This is a genomic window from Spongiactinospora rosea, from assembly GCF_003315795.1.
In the GTDB taxonomy this organism is placed as follows: Bacteria; Actinomycetota; Actinomycetes; order Streptosporangiales; family Streptosporangiaceae; genus Spongiactinospora; species Spongiactinospora rosea.
This window is the reverse complement of sequence record NZ_QMEY01000010.1, coordinates 51789-68153: the sequence shown is the minus strand read 5'-3', so window position 1 is coordinate 68153 and position 16365 is coordinate 51789. Positions and strand designations below refer to the sequence as shown.

16 protein-coding genes are annotated in these 16365 nt (G+C 70.5%); 4 read left to right on the top strand and 12 right to left on the bottom strand.

Annotated features, from left to right (window positions below):
- Window positions 1–33: 33 nt before the first annotated feature.
- Entirely contained in the window at window positions 34–645 is a 612-nt protein-coding gene (locus DP939_RS22840) for a dihydrofolate reductase family protein (RefSeq protein WP_113982809.1), read from the bottom strand.
- Between the two features lie 89 nt (window positions 646–734).
- Here DP939_RS22840 and DP939_RS22835 point away from each other — a divergent pair, with 89 nt between their 5' ends.
- The 3 genes from DP939_RS22835 to DP939_RS22825 are packed head-to-tail and all read left to right on the top strand — an operon-like array spanning window position 735 to window position 2043.
- Complete coding sequence (locus DP939_RS22835; RefSeq protein WP_113982808.1) at window positions 735–1070, top strand: ArsR/SmtB family transcription factor; 336 nt, start codon at window positions 735–737, stop codon at window positions 1068–1070.
- Window positions 1067–1585 (top strand): SRPBCC family protein, encoded by a 519-nt coding sequence (locus DP939_RS22830; RefSeq protein WP_113982807.1) that lies wholly within the window; start codon window positions 1067–1069, stop codon window positions 1583–1585. The genes DP939_RS22835 and DP939_RS22830 overlap by 4 nt, the downstream gene beginning before the upstream one ends.
- Entirely contained in the window at window positions 1582–2043 is a 462-nt protein-coding gene (locus tag DP939_RS22825; protein ID WP_113982806.1) for a VOC family protein, read from the top strand. Before DP939_RS22830 ends, DP939_RS22825 begins: the two co-directional genes overlap by 4 nt.
- A gap of 380 nt (window positions 2044–2423) precedes the next feature.
- Here DP939_RS22825 and DP939_RS22815 read toward each other — a convergent pair whose 3' ends face one another.
- From DP939_RS22815 to DP939_RS22770, 10 genes are all read right to left on the bottom strand, one after another.
- Window positions 2424–3122 carry an ABC transporter ATP-binding protein gene (locus tag DP939_RS22815; protein ID WP_113982804.1) on the bottom strand — a complete coding sequence of 233 codons (699 nt, stop codon included), beginning with the start codon at window positions 3120–3122 and terminating at the stop codon, window positions 2424–2426.
- Window positions 3116–3874, bottom strand: a complete 759-nt coding sequence (locus DP939_RS22810; RefSeq protein WP_113982803.1) for an ABC transporter ATP-binding protein — start codon at window positions 3872–3874, stop codon at window positions 3116–3118. The genes DP939_RS22815 and DP939_RS22810 overlap by 7 nt, the downstream gene beginning before the upstream one ends.
- Window positions 3871–5415 carry a branched-chain amino acid ABC transporter permease gene (locus DP939_RS22805; RefSeq protein ID WP_113982802.1) on the bottom strand — a complete coding sequence of 515 codons (1545 nt, stop codon included), beginning with the start codon at window positions 5413–5415 and terminating at the stop codon, window positions 3871–3873. Before DP939_RS22805 ends, DP939_RS22810 begins: the two co-directional genes overlap by 4 nt.
- Window positions 5412–6323, bottom strand: a complete 912-nt coding sequence (locus DP939_RS22800) for a branched-chain amino acid ABC transporter permease (RefSeq protein ID WP_113982801.1) — start codon at window positions 6321–6323, stop codon at window positions 5412–5414. The genes DP939_RS22805 and DP939_RS22800 overlap by 4 nt, the downstream gene beginning before the upstream one ends.
- 3 nt (window positions 6324–6326) lie before the next feature.
- Window positions 6327–7568: a branched-chain amino acid ABC transporter substrate-binding protein gene (locus tag DP939_RS22795; protein WP_113982800.1), complete on the bottom strand. Its 1242-nt coding sequence runs from the start codon at window positions 7566–7568 to the stop codon at window positions 6327–6329.
- Between the two features lie 220 nt (window positions 7569–7788).
- A complete protein-coding gene (locus DP939_RS22790) occupies window positions 7789–9834 on the bottom strand; it encodes an ATP-binding protein (RefSeq protein WP_113982799.1) in 2046 nt (681 codons plus the stop codon).
- A gap of 295 nt (window positions 9835–10129) precedes the next feature.
- Window positions 10130–10459: a helix-turn-helix domain-containing protein gene (locus DP939_RS22785; RefSeq protein ID WP_225878432.1), complete on the bottom strand. Its 330-nt coding sequence runs from the start codon at window positions 10457–10459 to the stop codon at window positions 10130–10132.
- Entirely contained in the window at window positions 10456–11469 is a 1014-nt protein-coding gene (locus DP939_RS22780) for a tyrosine-type recombinase/integrase (protein ID WP_199565356.1), read from the bottom strand. Before DP939_RS22780 ends, DP939_RS22785 begins: the two co-directional genes overlap by 4 nt.
- A 25-nt stretch (window positions 11470–11494) precedes the next feature.
- Entirely contained in the window at window positions 11495–12877 is a 1383-nt protein-coding gene (locus DP939_RS22775; protein WP_113982798.1) for a UDP-N-acetylmuramoyl-tripeptide--D-alanyl-D-alanine ligase, read from the bottom strand.
- Window positions 12874–13833: a D-alanine--D-alanine ligase family protein gene (locus tag DP939_RS22770; protein WP_199565355.1), complete on the bottom strand. Its 960-nt coding sequence runs from the start codon at window positions 13831–13833 to the stop codon at window positions 12874–12876. The genes DP939_RS22775 and DP939_RS22770 overlap by 4 nt, the downstream gene beginning before the upstream one ends.
- Window positions 13834–14237: 404 nt before the next feature.
- On the opposite strand from DP939_RS22770, the gene DP939_RS22765 reads away from it, so the two are divergent.
- Complete coding sequence (locus DP939_RS22765; protein ID WP_113982796.1) at window positions 14238–15410, top strand: UDP-N-acetylglucosamine--N-acetylmuramyl-(pentapeptide) pyrophosphoryl-undecaprenol N-acetylglucosamine transferase; 1173 nt, start codon at window positions 14238–14240, stop codon at window positions 15408–15410.
- Here DP939_RS22765 and DP939_RS22760 read toward each other — a convergent pair.
- Entirely contained in the window at window positions 15370–16302 is a 933-nt protein-coding gene (locus tag DP939_RS22760; protein ID WP_113982795.1) for a CPBP family intramembrane glutamic endopeptidase, read from the bottom strand. The genes DP939_RS22765 and DP939_RS22760 overlap by 41 nt on opposite strands.
- Window positions 16303–16365: the final 63 nt, after the last annotated feature.

Here is a 16365-nt window from a genome sequence, read left to right as displayed (position 1 = left end):
CGCTCCGCTCAGCCGCGTTTCCATTCTCTTGCATTACACCGGCCTTTGGAGCGTGCGGCGATAGATCATGTGAGTCACACCGATTCCCTCGATGACCTCCGCCTGCTCGAAGCCGATCGGTGCCGTGGCGTCGAGCCCGGCCAGCATAGGTGTGCCGCCGCCGAGTACCACTGGCACGACGTCCATCCGCAACTCGTCGAGCAGGCCGGCCCTCAGCGCGTCGGCCACGGTACCGCCGGGACCGACGCCGACGTCGCGATGCCCGGCCACCTCGCGGGCCCGCGCGATCGCGTTCTCCACGCCGTCACTGACGAACGTGAACGGCGTCGTCGCCGCCCAGTCGGATGGTGGCGGGCGGTGGCTGACAACGAACACCGGTACGCCGCTCGGGTGTCGCCCGTCCCAGCCCGCGGTGAGGTCGAACATGTTCCGGCCGACGACACAGGCTCCGAGCGTCTCCTGGAGTTCGCGCAGGTAGCGGGCCGTCGCCTCGGAGGTGCGGTAGGTCAGCCGGTCCGGATCGGCCGTTGGCGTGGCCACGGTGCCTGCCGTGCACCAGGCGAACAGTTTGTCGAAGCCTGACTGGCCGGGGCCGGAGATGTACCCGTCCAGCGAGACCGACGCCTGTGTGAAGACCTTTCCCATGGTTGCCCCCCAGTGCATCCGCTAGCTTGACAGAGCCGGACACTAGCACATATAAACCCACCAGGTTATGGAACCGGAGGGTTATGAAAATGGCTGCAAGCGACACGCTGAACGCGACGTTCGCGGCGCTCGCCGACCCCACCCGACGGGCCATCCTGGCCCGGCTCGCGGCCGGTGACGCCACGGTCACCGAGCTGGCCGCGCCGTTCGCGATGAGCCAGCCCGCCGTCTCCAAACACCTGCGCGTGCTCGAACGGGCAGGCCTGATCAGCCGCGGCCGCGACGCACAACGCCGGCCATGCCGGCTGGTGGCCGAGCCGCTCAAGGCGGCCACAGACTGGCTGGCCGACTACCGCGACTACTGGGAAGCGAGCTATCAGCGACTGGATGCCCTGCTGAACGACCTGCAGGACGGCACACCATGACCTCCCCGCACCCCGGCCTCGGGCTGCACGTCGTCGCGTCCGGAGCCACCGACCTCGTCCTCACCCGGACCTTCGCCGCTCCCGCGCCGCTGGTCTTCGCCGCGCTCACCGAGCCGGAACTGCTCCGCCGCTGGCACGGCGCCTGCGGCTGGCAGCTCACCGTTTGCGAGGTCGACCTACGCCCAGGCGGTGTCTGGCGGTTCGTCTCAACGGGGCCGGGCGGCTCGGAGATGGAACAACACGGGCTGTTCCGTGAGGTCGTGCCGCCTGTACGCCTCACACAGACCGAGATCCACCGTGACTGGGCCGACGGCGCGGCACTGGTCACGACCGTTCTGGACGAGGCAGACGGACACACCACCATGACCGTCACCGCGCAGTACTCCTCGCCCGAAATTCGCGACATGGTCGTGCGCAGCCCCATGCGACGCGGCGCCGGCGAAGGATACGACCGCCTCGCCGCCGTACTCACCACACTGTCACCACACCTCCCCGAAGAAAGGCACCACCCATGACCGACGCACCCGCCCCCGTCACCGAGATCCCGGCCGACCTCGCGGAAATCCCCAAGGACTCCGGCAACCCGCCTGTACCCCCTGGCACGCTGCTGCTGGAACTCGTGCCAGTGCCGGTCACCGACATCGAACGGGCCAAAGCCTTCTACCAGGACCAACTCGGGTTCCGCCTCGACGTCGACGTCAACCCGAAGCCCGGTATCCGCATCGTCCAACTCACTCCGCCCGGTTCGGCATGCTCGATCACCCTCGCCGAAGGCCTGCCCACACTCGACATGCCCCCAGGAACCCTGCGCGGTCTGCACCTCGTGGTAGCCGACATCGAGGCATCCCGCGCTCAACTCGTCGAGCGTGGCGTCGAGATCAGCGAGATCGAAGACTCCGGCGGCGTGCTCTACGCGTACTTCGCCGACCCGGACGGCAATACCTGGTGCCTCCAGCACATGCCCTGGCGCTGATGGGACGTGTGGTACGGGCGCGGCCGGTGTGCGGAGAGGTCAGCGGCCGCGGGGCGGCGGGCCGGGACCAGGCGGCGTTCGGACAGGAACAGCGGGCCGCGGGTGCGCGGCCTCTGCCGAAGGCGGGGCGGCCCGAAAGGGCCGTGACGGCGAGAAGACGTCGGGCCGCGCGGTCCTGAAAATTGGCGCGCCCAGTTTGTCGTACTCCTCCGGGCATGATGGTGATCAAGTCGGTGGCGCAAGCGTCGGGCGAAGCCCGACCTAGAGAAGACGGCTGAGCGAAGCGAAGGCGATTACGCGCGGGAGCGCGGAAGGTGGGGCTTGCGCGCTCAGCGGGCCTGGGGCGGGCCCGCTGAGCGCGAAGCCCTCGTGCCTCGGCGTCAGCCGAGGTACGCCTCGCGGATGCGAGGGTCGGCGAGCAGGTGCTCGCCGGGGCCTTGGAGGGTGGTGCGGCCGAGGTCCACGACGTGGCCGTGGTCGGCGAGGGTGAGGGCCGCGAGGGCGTTCTGTTCGACCATGAGGATGGTGGTGCCCTGGTCGCGGAGCAGGGCGAGGGTGTCCATGATGCGCTGGATCATGATCGGGGACAGGCCCATGGTGGGCTCGTCGAACATGACCAGCTTCGGGCGGGCCATCATCGCCCGGCCGATGGCCACCATCTGCTGCTCGCCGCCGGAGAACAGCCCGGCCCGCTGGGTGCGGCGTTCGCCGAGTACCGGGAAGAGGTCGTAGACGCGGGCCAGGTCGGACTCGATCTGGCGGTCTCTGCGCAGGTGGGCGCCGAGCAGCAGGTTCTCCTCGACGGTGAGGCCGGAGAACAGCCTGCGGCCCTCGGGACAGTGCGCGATGCCCGCGGCCAGTACTTCGTGCGCGGGCAGCCGGTGGATCGGCCGCCCCTGGAAGATGATCTCCCCGCGAGAAGGCCGGAGCAGGCCGGAGATCGTGCGCAGGGTGGTGGTCTTGCCCGCGCCGTTCGCGCCGACCAGGCAGACGATCTGCCCTTCGGCGACGGTGAAGCTGACGTCCTTGACCGCCTCGATGGCGCCGTACGCGACCGACAGTCCGTGTACCTCTAGCATGCGGCCGTCCCCAGGTACGCCTCGATGACCCGTGGGTCCTCCCGTACGACGGCGGGCGGGCCGTCCACCAGCATCCGCCCGCGCACCAGCACGTACACGTGGTCACAGAGGGAGAAGATGAACTTGGTGTCGTGCTCGATCACCACCACGGCGATCCCCCGGTCGCGGATGCCGCGGATCAGGGTGCCGATGGCGGCGGTCTCGGTGCCGTTCATGCCCGCGGTGGGTTCGTCCAGCATGAGCACCGCCGGGTCCCCGGCCAGGGCCCTGGCGATCTCCACCCGGCGCTGATCGCCGTAGGAGAGGCTGCTGGCGGGGCGGCGGCCGTCGGGGTCGAGTCCGACGAAGGTGAGTTCGGCGCGGGCGCGTTCGGCGGCCTCGGCCTCGCTGCGGCGGAAGCCGGGGCTGCGTACCAGAGCGCCGAGCAACGACTGTTTGATCCGGCTGTGCCGGCCCACCAGGACGTTGTCCAGTACTGACATCTCACCGAAAAGGCGGATGTTCTGGAAGGTCCGCGCCACACCGCCGCGCATGGCCTCGGCGGGGTCGGCGGGCAGGGGCCGTCCGCCGAGCACGATCCGCCCGGAGGTGGGGGCGGACAGGCCGGTCAGGCAGTTGAACAGGGTGGTCTTGCCCGCGCCGTTCGGGCCGATCAGGCCGACGATGCCGGTGCCGGGTACGGCGAGCGAGACGTCCTCCAGCGCCACCAGCCCGCCGAACCGCATGGAGACGCTTTCCGCGATCAAGGTCATGACGACGACACCAACCCCCGTGGCCGGAACCGCATGATCAGGATGAGCGCGAGCCCGAACAGCATCAGCCGGTAGTCGCTGAACTCGCGCAGCTTCTCCGGCAGCACGAACAGCAGCGACGCGCCCACCACCGCGCCGGGCACGGTGCCCATCCCGCCCAGGATGACGGCGGCCAGCAGCGTGACGGACTCGCTGAAGTCGAAGCTCTCGTAGCCGACCGTGCCCAGCTTGTGCGCGAAGACCGCGCCCGCCAGGCCCGCCATGGTGGCGCCCACCAGGAAGGCGAGGATCTTGGCCCGCCCGGTGCGTACGCCCATGGCCCTGGCCACGTCCTCGTCCTCCCGAATCGCCTCCCAGGCCCGCCCGGTACGGCTGTTCTTGAGGTTGACCAGGACGACCATGGCCGCCGCCACCATCAGCACCGCCAGCCCGTAGTACAGGAACCCGCCGGGCAGCGCGCCGACCGGCTGGTTGAACGCCTGCCCGAACAGCGTGATCGGCGGGATGCCGGGGATCGCGTTGACGCCGCCGGTGAGTCCGCCGATGTCGTTCTGCGCGGCCCGGAAGAAGATCTCGCCGAACGCGAGCGTCACGATGGCCAGGTAGTCGCCGCGGACGCGCAGCGTGGGGGCGCCGACCACGACGCCGAAGACGCCCGCGACGGCGGCCCCGGCGAGTGCCGCGACCGGGAAGGGGACGCTGTGCGCGAGGTTCGCCGCGGTGAACGCGCCGATGCCGAGGAAGGCCACGTAGCCGAGGTCGAGCAGCCCGGCCAGGCCGACGACGATGTTGAGCCCGATGGCGGTGGCCGCGTAGACGCCGATGGTGGAGGCCACGGTCATCCAGTAGCCGGTGCCCGCGCCGGTCACCGGCAGCAGCAGCGCGCAGGCCAGCATGACGGTGAACGCGAAGATCCGGTGCCGCTGGGTCAGGGCGGCGAGCCAGCGGAGGACACCGTACGCGGAAAGCACCGCGACCAGGGCGAACGCGAAGCCGCAGAACGCGAGGAACTCCGCGCCGCCGTACGGGTTGGTGGCCCGGCTCTGCCCGCCCGCGGTGAGGGTCTGTGACACCAGCCAGAGCAGGCCCGCGAAGGCGACCAGCAGCGCCCCCCAGGCGGGGAGGCGTCCGGGCAGGGGCAGCGACAGGGCCGGTACGGCCGGCCGCCGCCACACCAGCAGCGCCCCGCCCACCAGCGCGACCGGCCCGCCCACCGACGGCGCCCCGAGCCCGATCAGGAACGCCAGGTGGACCGCCGCGATGACGATCGCCCCGATGCCCGCGGGCCTGCGGGCCCGGCCCGCCAGACCGGCCAGGCCCAGCAGCACCAGATGCAGCCGGAAGCCCGTGACCAGGTGCGGAGCGTCGAAGAACTGCAAGGTGGCCCGGTCGGGGTAGGCCCCGCCGGGCAGTACGTGGGACGCCCACGGCAACAGCGCGGCCACCACCACCAGCGCCGCGCCCGCCCAGGTGAGCGGGTCAGGGCGAAAGTGCGCCGGGCTCGTGCGCTTTTCCTCGGAGGCGTCGACCAGGACCGTCACGCGCGCACCCTTTCCGGCCGGCCGAGGAACCCCTGCGGGCGGAACATCAGCACCAGGATGAGCAGCGCGAACACCCACACGTAGTCGTAGGCGGCGCCGCCCCAGGCGTACTGCCCGGCCAGGGACTTCACCAGGCCGATGCACAGCGCCCCCAGCATCGCCCCCCGGATGCTGCCGATGCCGCCGAGCACGGCGGCGGTGAAGGCGAAGATGCCGTTCTGGAACCCGATCGCGGTGTCGATCTGGGTGTAGTGGATGCCGTAGAGCACCGCCCCCACCCCGGCCAGCACCCCGCCGATCACGAAGGTGGCCAGCGTCACCCGGTCGGTGTCGATGCCCATCAGGCGGGCGGCGTCGGCGTCCTGGGCGGTGGCCCGCATGGCCCGGCCGAGCCGGGAACGCTCGACGTACACATGGACCGCCGTGCCCAGCAGCGGGGCGACCGTCAGGGCCAGCACCCCCGTCCACAGCACGGTCACCGGGCCGATGGCCAGGCTGCCGTCAGGGAAGGCCCTGGGGAAGGCCAGCGGCGCGGTCGCGCCCGGGTAGAACACCCGCACGACCTCCTGGAGCAGGATCGACACGCCCAGCGCGGTGATCAGCGGGGCCAGCGTGTGCGCGCCGCGCAGCGGCCGGTACGCCAGCCGTTCCATGGCCATCGCGACGGCGACCGAGACCGCCACCGCCGCCAGGAACATCACAGGCAGCGCCGCGTACCAGGGCAGGCCCTCGGGCAGCACGTACCGCGTGATGAGGTGGGCCCCGAACGCGCCCACCATGAACACCTCACCGTGCGCGAAATTGATCAACTGCACGATGCCGTAGACCATGGTGTACCCGAGTGCGATGAGTCCGATCAGCGCACCCAGCACCAGGCCGTTGAGGATCTGCTGGGCAAGGGTCGCCACAGGTCACTTCGCCTCGAACTCGCCGCTCATCATGTCCTTCCAGGCACCGGAGGTGACCTGGTAGACGGTGAACAGCTTGTTGATGCTGTCGCCGTACTGGTCGAAGCCGACCGTGCCGTTGGCGCCCTGGTCGGTCCGGTAGCCCTGGACCTCCTTGATCAGCGCGGTGCGCTGCTCCGGCGCGCCGGTCCACTCGGCGTTCGCGATCACCTTGCCGACCGAGGTGATCAGCACGTTGGCCGAGTCGTACGCGAACGCCCCGAACCCGCCGTAAGCATCGGAGAAGCCCTTCTTCTTGTACGCCTCGACGAACGCCTTACCGCTGTCCAGCTTCTCGATCGGAGCCCCGACCGACGTCGCGATGTCGCCCTCCTTGCCGCCCAGCGCGATGAACTGCGGGTCGAACAGGCCGTCGTTGCCGGAGATCGGCACGTTCAGGCCGAGGTCCTTGGCCTGCTTGCTGAGCGGCCCGGCGACGCTGTACTCCGAGCCGACGTAGATCGCCTCCGGCCTCTCGGCCTTGACCTTGGTGAGCACGCCGGCGAAGTCGCTGTCGTTCTCGTTGACCTTCTCCCTGATCACGACCTCCGCGCCGAGCCGCTTGGCCTCGGCGGTGAACTGCGTCGCCATGTTCTCGCCGACCGCCTTGCCGTCGGTGATGATCGCGAGGCGCTTCTTGCCCTCCTTCTCCACCAGGTAGCGGGCGTTGAAGGGGCCCTGGAGGTCGTCGGTGCCCACCACGCGGAAGTAGTTGTCGTACTGCCGCTTGGGCGCGGTCGCGAAGTCGGCCCCGCGGCTGAGCGCCGGGTCGGTGTTGCCGGGCGAGATCTGCACCAGCTTGGATCCGGCGATCTTCGGCTGGATCGCCCGGGCCACCCCGGAGTTGTAGGAGCCCACGATCCCCACGACGTTGGGGTCGTCGGCGAAGCGCTGCGCGGCGGCGGCGCCCTTGTCCGGGTTGGCCTCGTCGTCCTGGGCGTCCATCGTGAGCTGGTAGCCCTTGACCGCGCACTTCTGGTTGGCCTGCTCGACCGCGAGCTGCGTCGAATTGCGGATGCCCAGGCCGATCGCCGAGATCTTGCCCGACATCGGGGCGATGACCCCGATCACCAGCCTCCCCTTGCTGGTGTCACACCCCGAGCCGCCGCCCGCGGTCTCGGTCTTGTTCGCGGCGCACGCGCCGGCACCCAGTACGGTGCCGAGCGCCAGCAAGCCGGTCAGTACGGCTGTGCCCTTGGTCGTCAACGGAATCTCTCCTACCGCGAAGTGGTCGGTTCATTACAGCCAGACCGCGGCAAGCTAGGGGCGCCGACTGTCCACTTCACAGGTCAATCCCTGGCCAACATCTGACCATTCGACGAACGGCGGGTCAGGGGCGCCGAGTGGACAGTAAGTGGACGGTTTTTGGTCTCCGAAATGAGCAAAAACACCGGCTATCGTGAAATGCGGGAGGTGAGAGGCGACGTCAATCACGTATCTTCTGGTCCTGGGCCGTGCCGTACAGCTCCAGGTGCCACAGTTCGGCGCAGACGCGCTCGATGCCGGCCACCAGGTGCCTGCGGTAGGTGGTGAACGGCAGGCCGAGCCGTTCGGCGGCCACCTCCTGGGTGGGCGCGCCGTTCAGGAAGGTCGCCGACAGCGCCCGGTGAAACTTCACCGAGCGCGGGTCCTCGCCCAGCTCGTCGATCACCTGGCGGAGCAGGTCGCGCAGGGTGGTCGCGGGGTCGGCGCCGCCGCGTTCGCTGATCAGCCGGGTGCGGGTCAGCGGGGACGACGCCAGCGCGTCCAGCCGCGACATCTGGCGCAGCGCCTGCCTGATCGCCTCGGCGAACTCCGAGCGCGACAACACCTCCAGCTTCGTGGACGGGAGCTGCCCGACCGGCACCGGCACGCGGTTCAACCGCTCCAGCCACACCTGCGCGGGCACCGCCCGCCAGTCGTGGGTGAACAGCGTGAAATGGGCGCCGTCCACCACCGGCCGCTCGGTGTGCTCGTCCAGCCCGTACCTCCGCAGGCACTCCACGACGCCCTGGTTCGGGCACCGCATGGCGATGTAGGACCAGGCCATCCGCTCGGACCGCAGGCTGTGGCCGACCGCCCGCCAGGCCATCATGTCCATCGCCGGGGTCTTGCGCAGGTACTCCGGGATGCCCCAGATCCGGCCGACGGCCAGGTGCTCACCGGCCCGCAGCGGCGCGGTGGCGCGGGCGTGCGCCCACACGCTCGCCACGACCGGATCGGCCGCGATCTCCTCCTCGGCCGGCTCCGAGAGGGTCAGCCAGGCGAAGAAGGCCACCGGCTCGCCGGTCTCGATCAGCCGGTACGCCCGAAACGCCTCCGGCTGCCGCCGCGCCCAGAGAACGGCCGCCGCCGCCGATTCCTCACCATCGGTCTCCGCTGCCACCTGACAGAGCCTGTCAAGGTCTCCGGCACGCAGAACGTCCTCTTCGACCAGCGCTTCGGTGCGCGCGCTGTAGAACGTGGAGCTGGCCTCCTCGTCACGATGCAGGTAGAGCAGCGCCCCCACCGCGCCCACCAGGTCGGCGTCCGGCACGGCGTGCACCTTCTCGGCCAGGTGCGCGTGGATGCGCTCGTGCATCTCGGCGTGCCCCTGCGGGTCCCGCCAGCGGAAGTCCATCTCCAGCGCTTCCCGCACCACGGCGTGCGGGAACAGCCCGAGGCTGCTCGCCTCCACGAACGGCAGCCGCCGCAGCCACCGGAACAACGTCCCGGCCTGCTCGGGCATGAACGCGCGGAGCAGGTCCTCGGTCGTCACGTACGCGTGCGCGCAGATCTCCAGCGCCTTCTGGTGCGCCGCCGAGGGCATCTCGCCCACCATCTGGTCCAGCAGCGTGACCACGGCGTCGTGGCACATCACGCCACGTCCGTCGTGCCCGCGGTTCTTCGCCGTCGCCGAGAGCAGCAGCGCCAGCGGGTGCCCGCCCGCGAAGGCCAGTACCGGCTCGCGCAGTTCGCCGGGGACGCCGCAGGAGTCCAGCAGCGCCTGGGCCTCCTCGGTGGGCAGGTCGCGCAGCGGCAGCACCTTCAGCGCCCCGGCCCATCCGGGGTCGGCCTGCCACTGCATCTCCGGCGGTAACCGGCCCGCGATCACCACCAGCGCGCCCATCGGCACCCTGGGCAGGAACGCCTCCCGCAGCCATCCCTCCAGGCTCTGGATCTCCTCGAAGGCGTCGATCAGCAACACGGCCCGATCGTCGCGCAGCACCTCACCCGCCTCGGCCTCGAACGCCGCGACCGAGGTCGGCAGCATCCGCCCGTCCAGCCTCACCACCGGCCGCCCCACCGCCGCGGCCTCCTGGGTGAAGCGGCGCAGCAGCGCCGATTTGCCGATGCCGCCGGGACCGTGGAGGTACAGCACGCTGCACCCGTTGTCGTACAACGCCGCGTTGAAGAGCGCCAGTTCCTCCTGCCTGCCCACGAAGGACAGCTCGCGCGCGGCCTGCAACCGCCATCCCAGCAATCCGGTCTTGTAGTCGGTCGCGGGTGACATACCTGTAATCCTCCTTGAGCGCCTGCCGGGGTCGGTTCCCTGGCGAGCCCCCCATGAGCTCGTCGGTGCGACTACTGAGCGGAACCACCGTCGAGTTCCGCCGTTGCGTGACGAAACTACGAAACGATGACAGGTTGCGACGATACCCCCCACTACCGGCGGAGGGTACAGCTAGCTGTAGAACGCATAAAGCGCGAAATGTGGGTGGCCCGAATCAGCAGGCAGAATGCGGTCCAGCCAATATGCGCGACCGCCCATTTAGCGCACATTTTCCACCGGCCTGCCGCCGGGGCCGCTACTCCTGGTGCACCCGGGCCCGGGTCGGGCGGGAGCGGAACCTGCTTTCCGCCGCGACCGGCCGCCGCCCCGAGGTCTCGTCGGACTGCCCCGCGTCCACGACCGGCTCGATCAGATCCTCGATGGCGCAGTCCAGAATATCCAGGAGGGCCATCAGCACCCGCAGGTTCAGCCGCTCCGGCCGCTCGGTGACCAGCCGGTAGACCTGGCTCTGCGACAGTTGGAAGCCCCGTTCGGCGAGCAACGGGCGCAGGTCGGTGGTGGCGTACATCCCCCGGCCTGCCATGACCGCGCGCAGGTGCCAGCGATAGTCCAGCTTCGGCGTCACATCGCCCCCATCGTGCAGAGCGGCCCGGAAGCGGGCACCGCGACGGCGCTCAGCCGCCGCGAGCGGTGCCCGACCTGCTCGCGCACGAACGCCGGGTCCGTGCCGTCCTCAAGCAGGTGGGCCATGTAGGCGGTGCGCACGCAGTACAGCGTCAGCGCGCGGTCCAGGCCGAGGGCGTCCCGGTAACCGGCGAAACGGTCCTCGATCTCCCTGGTCCGCAGCCGGCCGCCGCGCTCGGTCGGCCACATGGCCGGTAGGTGGCCGCCGCGGTACCGGGGCCGGACGTTGGCCAGGTAGTCCTGGACCGCCTCCACCGCCCACGGCATCAGGCTGACGACCGTCCGCCACTGCGGGGCGTTCTTGGTCCGGCGGCCGGTGCGCGCCCGCAGTGAACCGAACCGGCCCAGCTCAGGGGTGTCCGGATGGGGCTGGAAGTCGGCGACGTCCATCGCGGACGCCTCCGAGCAGCGCAGCCCCCACGCGTAGATGACCTTGAAGACCGTGGCGTCCCGGTAGCTGGCCAGCGCCCCCTTGTGCCCCTGGCGCAGGGACTGCTCGACCTGTTCGTCCGCGTGGTCGAGGAGGAGCTGGATCTCCTTGCGGGTCATCGGGCGGCGGCCGGGGTCGCCCTGGTAGCCGACGAGGTGCGCGTCGGTGTTCCAGTCCTGGCAGACCTGCGCGGGGGCCGCGCCGAAGTGGGCCTCGCACTCCGCCACCCAGCCGTGCTGCGGGGAGGTGACGTAGTCGCAGAAGAGCCGGAGCGCGGCCTGGTAGCCGCGCACGGTCGACTGCGCCCTGCGCCGCTCGGTGGTCAGGTGCGTGATCCACCTGTCCACGTGCTCGGGCGACCACTGCCAGGGATAGGCCGCGGTGAACCGGGCGAACCGGCGCACCACCTGTTCCCGGAAGCCGATCGTCGACGTCTGGAAGAGCCCGGTGCCGCCCTGTTGCCGCGCCCACCCCTCCAGCATCGCGTCGAAGACTGCCGCTTCGATCTGATCACCCGACACGATTTCTCCATCATGGTAGGGCCGGTCAGGCACCGGCCAGTTCGCGCGCCGTGACGCTCAGCCCGAAGGCGTTGCTGGCCTTGACGAGCACCACGTCGCCCGGTTCGAGCAGTTCTTTGGCCAATTTGACCGATCCGGGGACGTCTTCGGCCAGGTGGACGGATACGCCCGCGTTCGCGAACTCCGTCTCGCCCGCCATCGCGACCGGATCCCCGGGTCCGACCGCGATGAGTACGTCGATGCCGAGGTCGGCCACCAGCCTGCCGAGCTGGACGTGCCGCTCCCGGCTGGCCTCCGGGTGCATGCCGCCCATCGCGCCGAGCACGGCGACCGTGCGGCGGGACCCGGCGAGCGCCTTCAGCGCGTGCAGCGCCGCCCGCATGGACTCCGGGCCGGCGTTGTAGGCGTCGTTGACGATGGTGACGCCGTCCGGCCGTTCGATGATCTCCAACCGGCCGCCGGAGCGTCGCTGCGCCTGGTTCAGCCCGGCGGCGATCTCCTCGATCGTCAGCCCCAGCGCGGTCGCGGCGGTGGCCGCGGCCAGCGCGTTGCTCACCTGGTGCTCGCCGATGACGTCCAGCGTGATCCGGGCCCGGCCGGTGGGGGTGACCAGCTCGAACGTGGGCCGGGCCCCCGCGCCCAGCCGTACGTCCTCGGCCCGCACCTGCGCCGTCTCCGACCTGCCGAACGTCAGGACGTGGGCCTTGGTCCGGCCGATCATCCGGGCGACGTACGGGTCGTCGATGTTGATCACCGCGTGGCCGTCCTGCGGCAGCGCCTGGACCAGCTCGCTCTTGGCCTCGGCGACGTGCTCCAGGGTGCCGCCCATGGTGGTCATGTGGAAGTTGGCGACGTTGAGCACCACGCCCACGGACGGCGGCGCGATGTTGGTCAGGTACCGCAGGTCGCCCTTCGCGCCCGCGCCCATCTCCAGCACCAGGTACCGGGTGGTGGCGTCGGCCCGCAGCACGGTGAGCGGCAGGCCCAGCTCGTTGTTGAAGGACCGGTCGGTCGCGATGGTGGGGGCGTGCCGTTCGAGTATCTGGGCCAGCAGGTCCTTGGTGGTGGTCTTGCCCATCGAACCGGTGATGCCGACCACCGTCGGCTCCATCCGCTCCAGGGTGTGCCTGGCCAGTACGCCGAGCGCCGCCTGGACGTTCCCGACCACCAGGGCGGGCACGCCGACCGGCCGGGAGGCCAGCACCGCGACGGCACCGTCCCGGATGGCGCCCGCGGCGTAGTCGTGCCCGTCCACGCGGGCGCCGACCGTGGCGGCGAACAGCCCGCCCGGCACGACCTCGCGGGAGTCCACCGTGGAGGGCGCGGTCACCATCGCCTCGGAGTCGGACACGTCGTGCAGGCCCGCGTCCAGCAGCCAGGCGATCTCGTTCAGCGGCATCGGGATCATGAACGGCTCCTCGCGAGCGCCAGGTCGACCAGCCGGTGCAGCACCTCCGGGTAGGGCACCCCGCTGGCCGCCCACAACTTGCCGTAGATCGAGCGCGGGGTGAACCCGGGCATCGTGTTGATCTCCAGCACGTTGATCCGGCCGCGGTCCTCCTCGTAGAGGAAGTCGATCCGCGACAGCCCGTAGCCGCCGACCGCGCGGAAGGCGCGCAGCGCCAGCTCGCGCACGTCCTCGGCGACCCGCTCGGGCAGATCGGCCGGGACGATCACGGGGTCGGTGGTGGCGTGGTACTTGGCCTCGTAGTCGTTCCAGCCCTCGGTGAGCGGGCGCAGCTCGCTCACCACCGACAGCTCGGCCTCGTCGTAGCCGCCGAGCACGCCGCAGTTCAGCTCGCGGGCGGCGACGCCCTGCTCCACGATGACGACCCGGTCATAGGTGAGGGCCAGTTCGACCGCCTCGGCCAGATCGCCGGGGGAGGTGACCCGGGTGATCCCGATGGAGGAGCCCATGTTGGCCGGTTTGACGAACAGCGGGTACTCAAGCGGCTTGACCAGCCCGGCCGCGTCCGTCGTGGTACGCCAGTCATGCTCGGTGAACCACACGCCGGGGGTCACCGGGATGCCCTCCGCGAAGAACGCGCGGCGCATCGCGACCTTGTCCATGGCCACGGCCGAGGCCAGCACGCCGCAGCCGACGTACGGCAGGCCCACGGTCTCCAGATGCCCCTGTACCGAGCCGTCCTCGCCATAGGGCCCGTGCAACACGGGGAAGACCACGTCCGCCATGCCGGGACGCAGCTCCACCGGCCACCGGCCCTGCCGGTCGATCACGATGGGGAAGGGGTCGTACAGCTCTCTGGGCAGGGCGTCGAGCACGGCCTGCGCCGACTGCAACGACACCTCGTGCTCGGCTGACGGCCCTCCCGCCAGCACGGCCACGCGCAGGCGTTCAGTCACGGTCGATCGACCTTCCTCGCAGGGGGACGGGGACACAGGGGACATCGGGGGACACATAGTGGACATCAGTACGCGCAACACCTGAGTGTCGAGCCTTCGGCTGATCAAATCCCAGGCCATTCACTGCCCAGTTCTTGACCGCTGTGTACGTGTCGGGGGTGCGACGGGGGGTCATGGGATCACGCCAAACGAATCCTGAACTGTCACGAAAGGACACCGTACGCACTCCGTGGCCTCGGGCGTAATCCGTGCAGTCCACGACGGAGGCCACGGACCGTGCCCGGGACCCCGGTCGCGACCTACCACTCAGCAGTCCACTTTTTATCCATTAACCGCGCGGTGCCGACGGTTCAGGCGATCCGGACTATCCGATCGAGGGGACACGGTCCCGATAGGCTCGTCCCATGACGACATCCTTCCGCCTGATCGTCACCGGGGGCGGGTCGGGCGGCCACACCTACCCGGCCCTCACCGCCGTGCGCACGCTCCGGGCCAGGCTCGCCGCGCAGAGCAGAGCGCTGGAGGTCGTGTGGATCGGCACGAGCAACGGCATCGAGTCGCGGGTCGCGCCGGCCGACAACATCCCCTACGCGACGGTCGCCACGGGCAAGATCCGCCGCTCCGCCAACGTCCTGAAGATGCTGTCCCCGGCCAACCTGCGGGACATGGCCCGAGTGCCGCTCGGGGTGGCGCAGGCCCGGCGGATCGTGGCCGGGTTCCGGCCGGACGTCGTCCTGGCCACCGGCGGCTACGTCGCCGTCCCCGCGGGCCTGGCCGCCCGCATGTGCGGCCGGCCACTGGTGCTGCACGAGCAGACCGTGCGGCTCGGGCTGGCCAACCGCAAGCTCGCCGGTTCGGCCACCCGCATCGCGGTCTCCTCCGAGTCCACGATCCCGCTGCTGCCCGAGGCCACCCGGGGCAACGCCGTCGTCACCGGCAACCCCATCCGCCCGGAGCTGCTCACCGGCATCCCCGACCGGGCGATCCACGCCCTGCGGCTGCCCGGCTTCGACCGGCGGCTGCCCACCGTCTATGTCACCGGCGGGTCACTCGGGGCCAGGCAGGTCAACCACGTGGTGCGCGACCTGCTGCCGTGGCTGCTGGTCCGGGCCAACGTGATCCACCAGTGCGGCCGGGACATGTACGACGAGCTGCGCCAGCAGATCCCGCCCATGCACCCCGAGCTGGTCGGCCGCTACCACCTGACCGGTTTCATCGGCCCGGAGCTGCCCGACGTCCTCGCCCTGGCCGATGTCGTGATCTCCCGCTCGGGGGCGGGCACGCTCGCCGAGCTGACCGCGCTCGGCAAGCCCGCCGTCTTCATCCCGCTGGCCACCTCGGCGGGCAACGAGCAGGCCCACAACGCCCGCCACCTCTACGAGGCGGGGGCCGCGATGGCCCTGCTCGGCGAGGTCAGCCCGGAGACCCTGCGCCAGGCGGTGGAGCCGCTGCTGACCGACCCGGCCCGCCGGGCCGCGGTGGCCGCCCAGGCCCGCGCGCACGGCAAGCCGGACGCCGCCGACCGCCTGGTCGATGTCATCCTGTCGGTCGCCCCGGCTCCACTGGTGCCGGGCTGACCTCACGCCGGTACCCGAGCCGTCCCCGGGTGGCGATGAGCAGGATGAGCGCGACGGTGGTGGTGGCCAGCAGCTGCACGTCCATGGAGCCCGCGTGCGAGCCGATCGTGGGGAACATCGGCTCGTAGGCCAGCGAGAAGAACGTGTTGATGCCGATGTGCAGGATGACGGCCAGCGGCAGGCTCTCGCCGGTCCGGTTGAACACCCAGGTCATCACCAGGCTGAGGGTCACGCAGGAGGCGACGAACTTCAGCACCGTCATCGGCTCCACGTCCGGCCAGCCGCCCCACTCGCTGAAGAACAGCGGCAGGTGCCAGATGCCCCACAGCGGCCCGAGGATGAGCGTGGCCCCGATCGGCCCGTACTTCGCCTGGAGGCGGGGCAGCGCGAAGTCCCGCCAGCCGGGCTCCTCGGCGACGCCGGTCGTGACGAACTGCAACAGCATCAGCGGCAGGTAGAGCACCAGCACCTGGGTGGGCGGGAACTGGATCTGCCCGTCGGTGATCGCCACGGCCGTGACGATCAGCGTTGCCGGGACCCCGAGCAGCACTCCGACGTACCAGCGCCAGCTCACCCGCCACTTCCACAGCCGCGCGGTCCAGCGGCGCACGCCGGGCCGCCCGTCCGCGATCCTGGTCACCAGGTACGCCGACACGATCGGCCCGAGGTAGGCCCCGGGGAGCATGCCGAGGAGCTGCGTGGTGCCGAGCACCGCGGGGAAGCTCCAGTCCCAGACCCCGAGTCCGGTCCCCGAGAGGATGTACGGGATCCAGGCGATCCAGCTCATCGTGTTGGCGAGTACGAAGAAGGACAGCAGCGGGCGGCGGCGGATGAAGCCCGTGAGCCCGCCGCCGGACTGCCGGTCGATGTCTGCCTGACGGTCGACGACCATCGTGGTTTTCCTCTCGGAGGCGCTTGATTCGTGCCGGTTCAGCACATCACCGGCGGCCTCCGA

Bases quoted from the DNA above. Each gene is read 5' to 3' on its own strand.
- DP939_RS22840 (WP_113982809.1), bottom strand. From the start codon at position 645: ATGGGAAAGGTCTTCACACAGGCGTCGGTCTCGCTGGACGGGTACATC.
- DP939_RS22835 (WP_113982808.1), top strand. From the start codon at position 735: ATGGCTGCAAGCGACACGCTGAACGCGACGTTCGCGGCGCTCGCCGAC.
- DP939_RS22830 (WP_113982807.1), top strand. From the start codon at position 1,067: ATGACCTCCCCGCACCCCGGCCTCGGGCTGCACGTCGTCGCGTCCGGA.
- DP939_RS22825 (WP_113982806.1), top strand. From the start codon at position 1,582: ATGACCGACGCACCCGCCCCCGTCACCGAGATCCCGGCCGACCTCGCG.
- DP939_RS22815 (WP_113982804.1), bottom strand. From the start codon at position 3,122: ATGCTAGAGGTACACGGACTGTCGGTCGCGTACGGCGCCATCGAGGCG.
- DP939_RS22810 (WP_113982803.1), bottom strand. From the start codon at position 3,874: ATGACCTTGATCGCGGAAAGCGTCTCCATGCGGTTCGGCGGGCTGGTG.
- DP939_RS22790 (WP_113982799.1), bottom strand. From the start codon at position 9,834: ATGTCACCCGCGACCGACTACAAGACCGGATTGCTGGGATGGCGGTTG.
- DP939_RS22775 (WP_113982798.1), bottom strand. From the start codon at position 12,877: ATGATCCCGATGCCGCTGAACGAGATCGCCTGGCTGCTGGACGCGGGC.
- DP939_RS22765 (WP_113982796.1), top strand. From the start codon at position 14,238: ATGACGACATCCTTCCGCCTGATCGTCACCGGGGGCGGGTCGGGCGGC.
- DP939_RS22760 (WP_113982795.1), bottom strand. From the start codon at position 16,302: ATGGTCGTCGACCGTCAGGCAGACATCGACCGGCAGTCCGGCGGCGGG.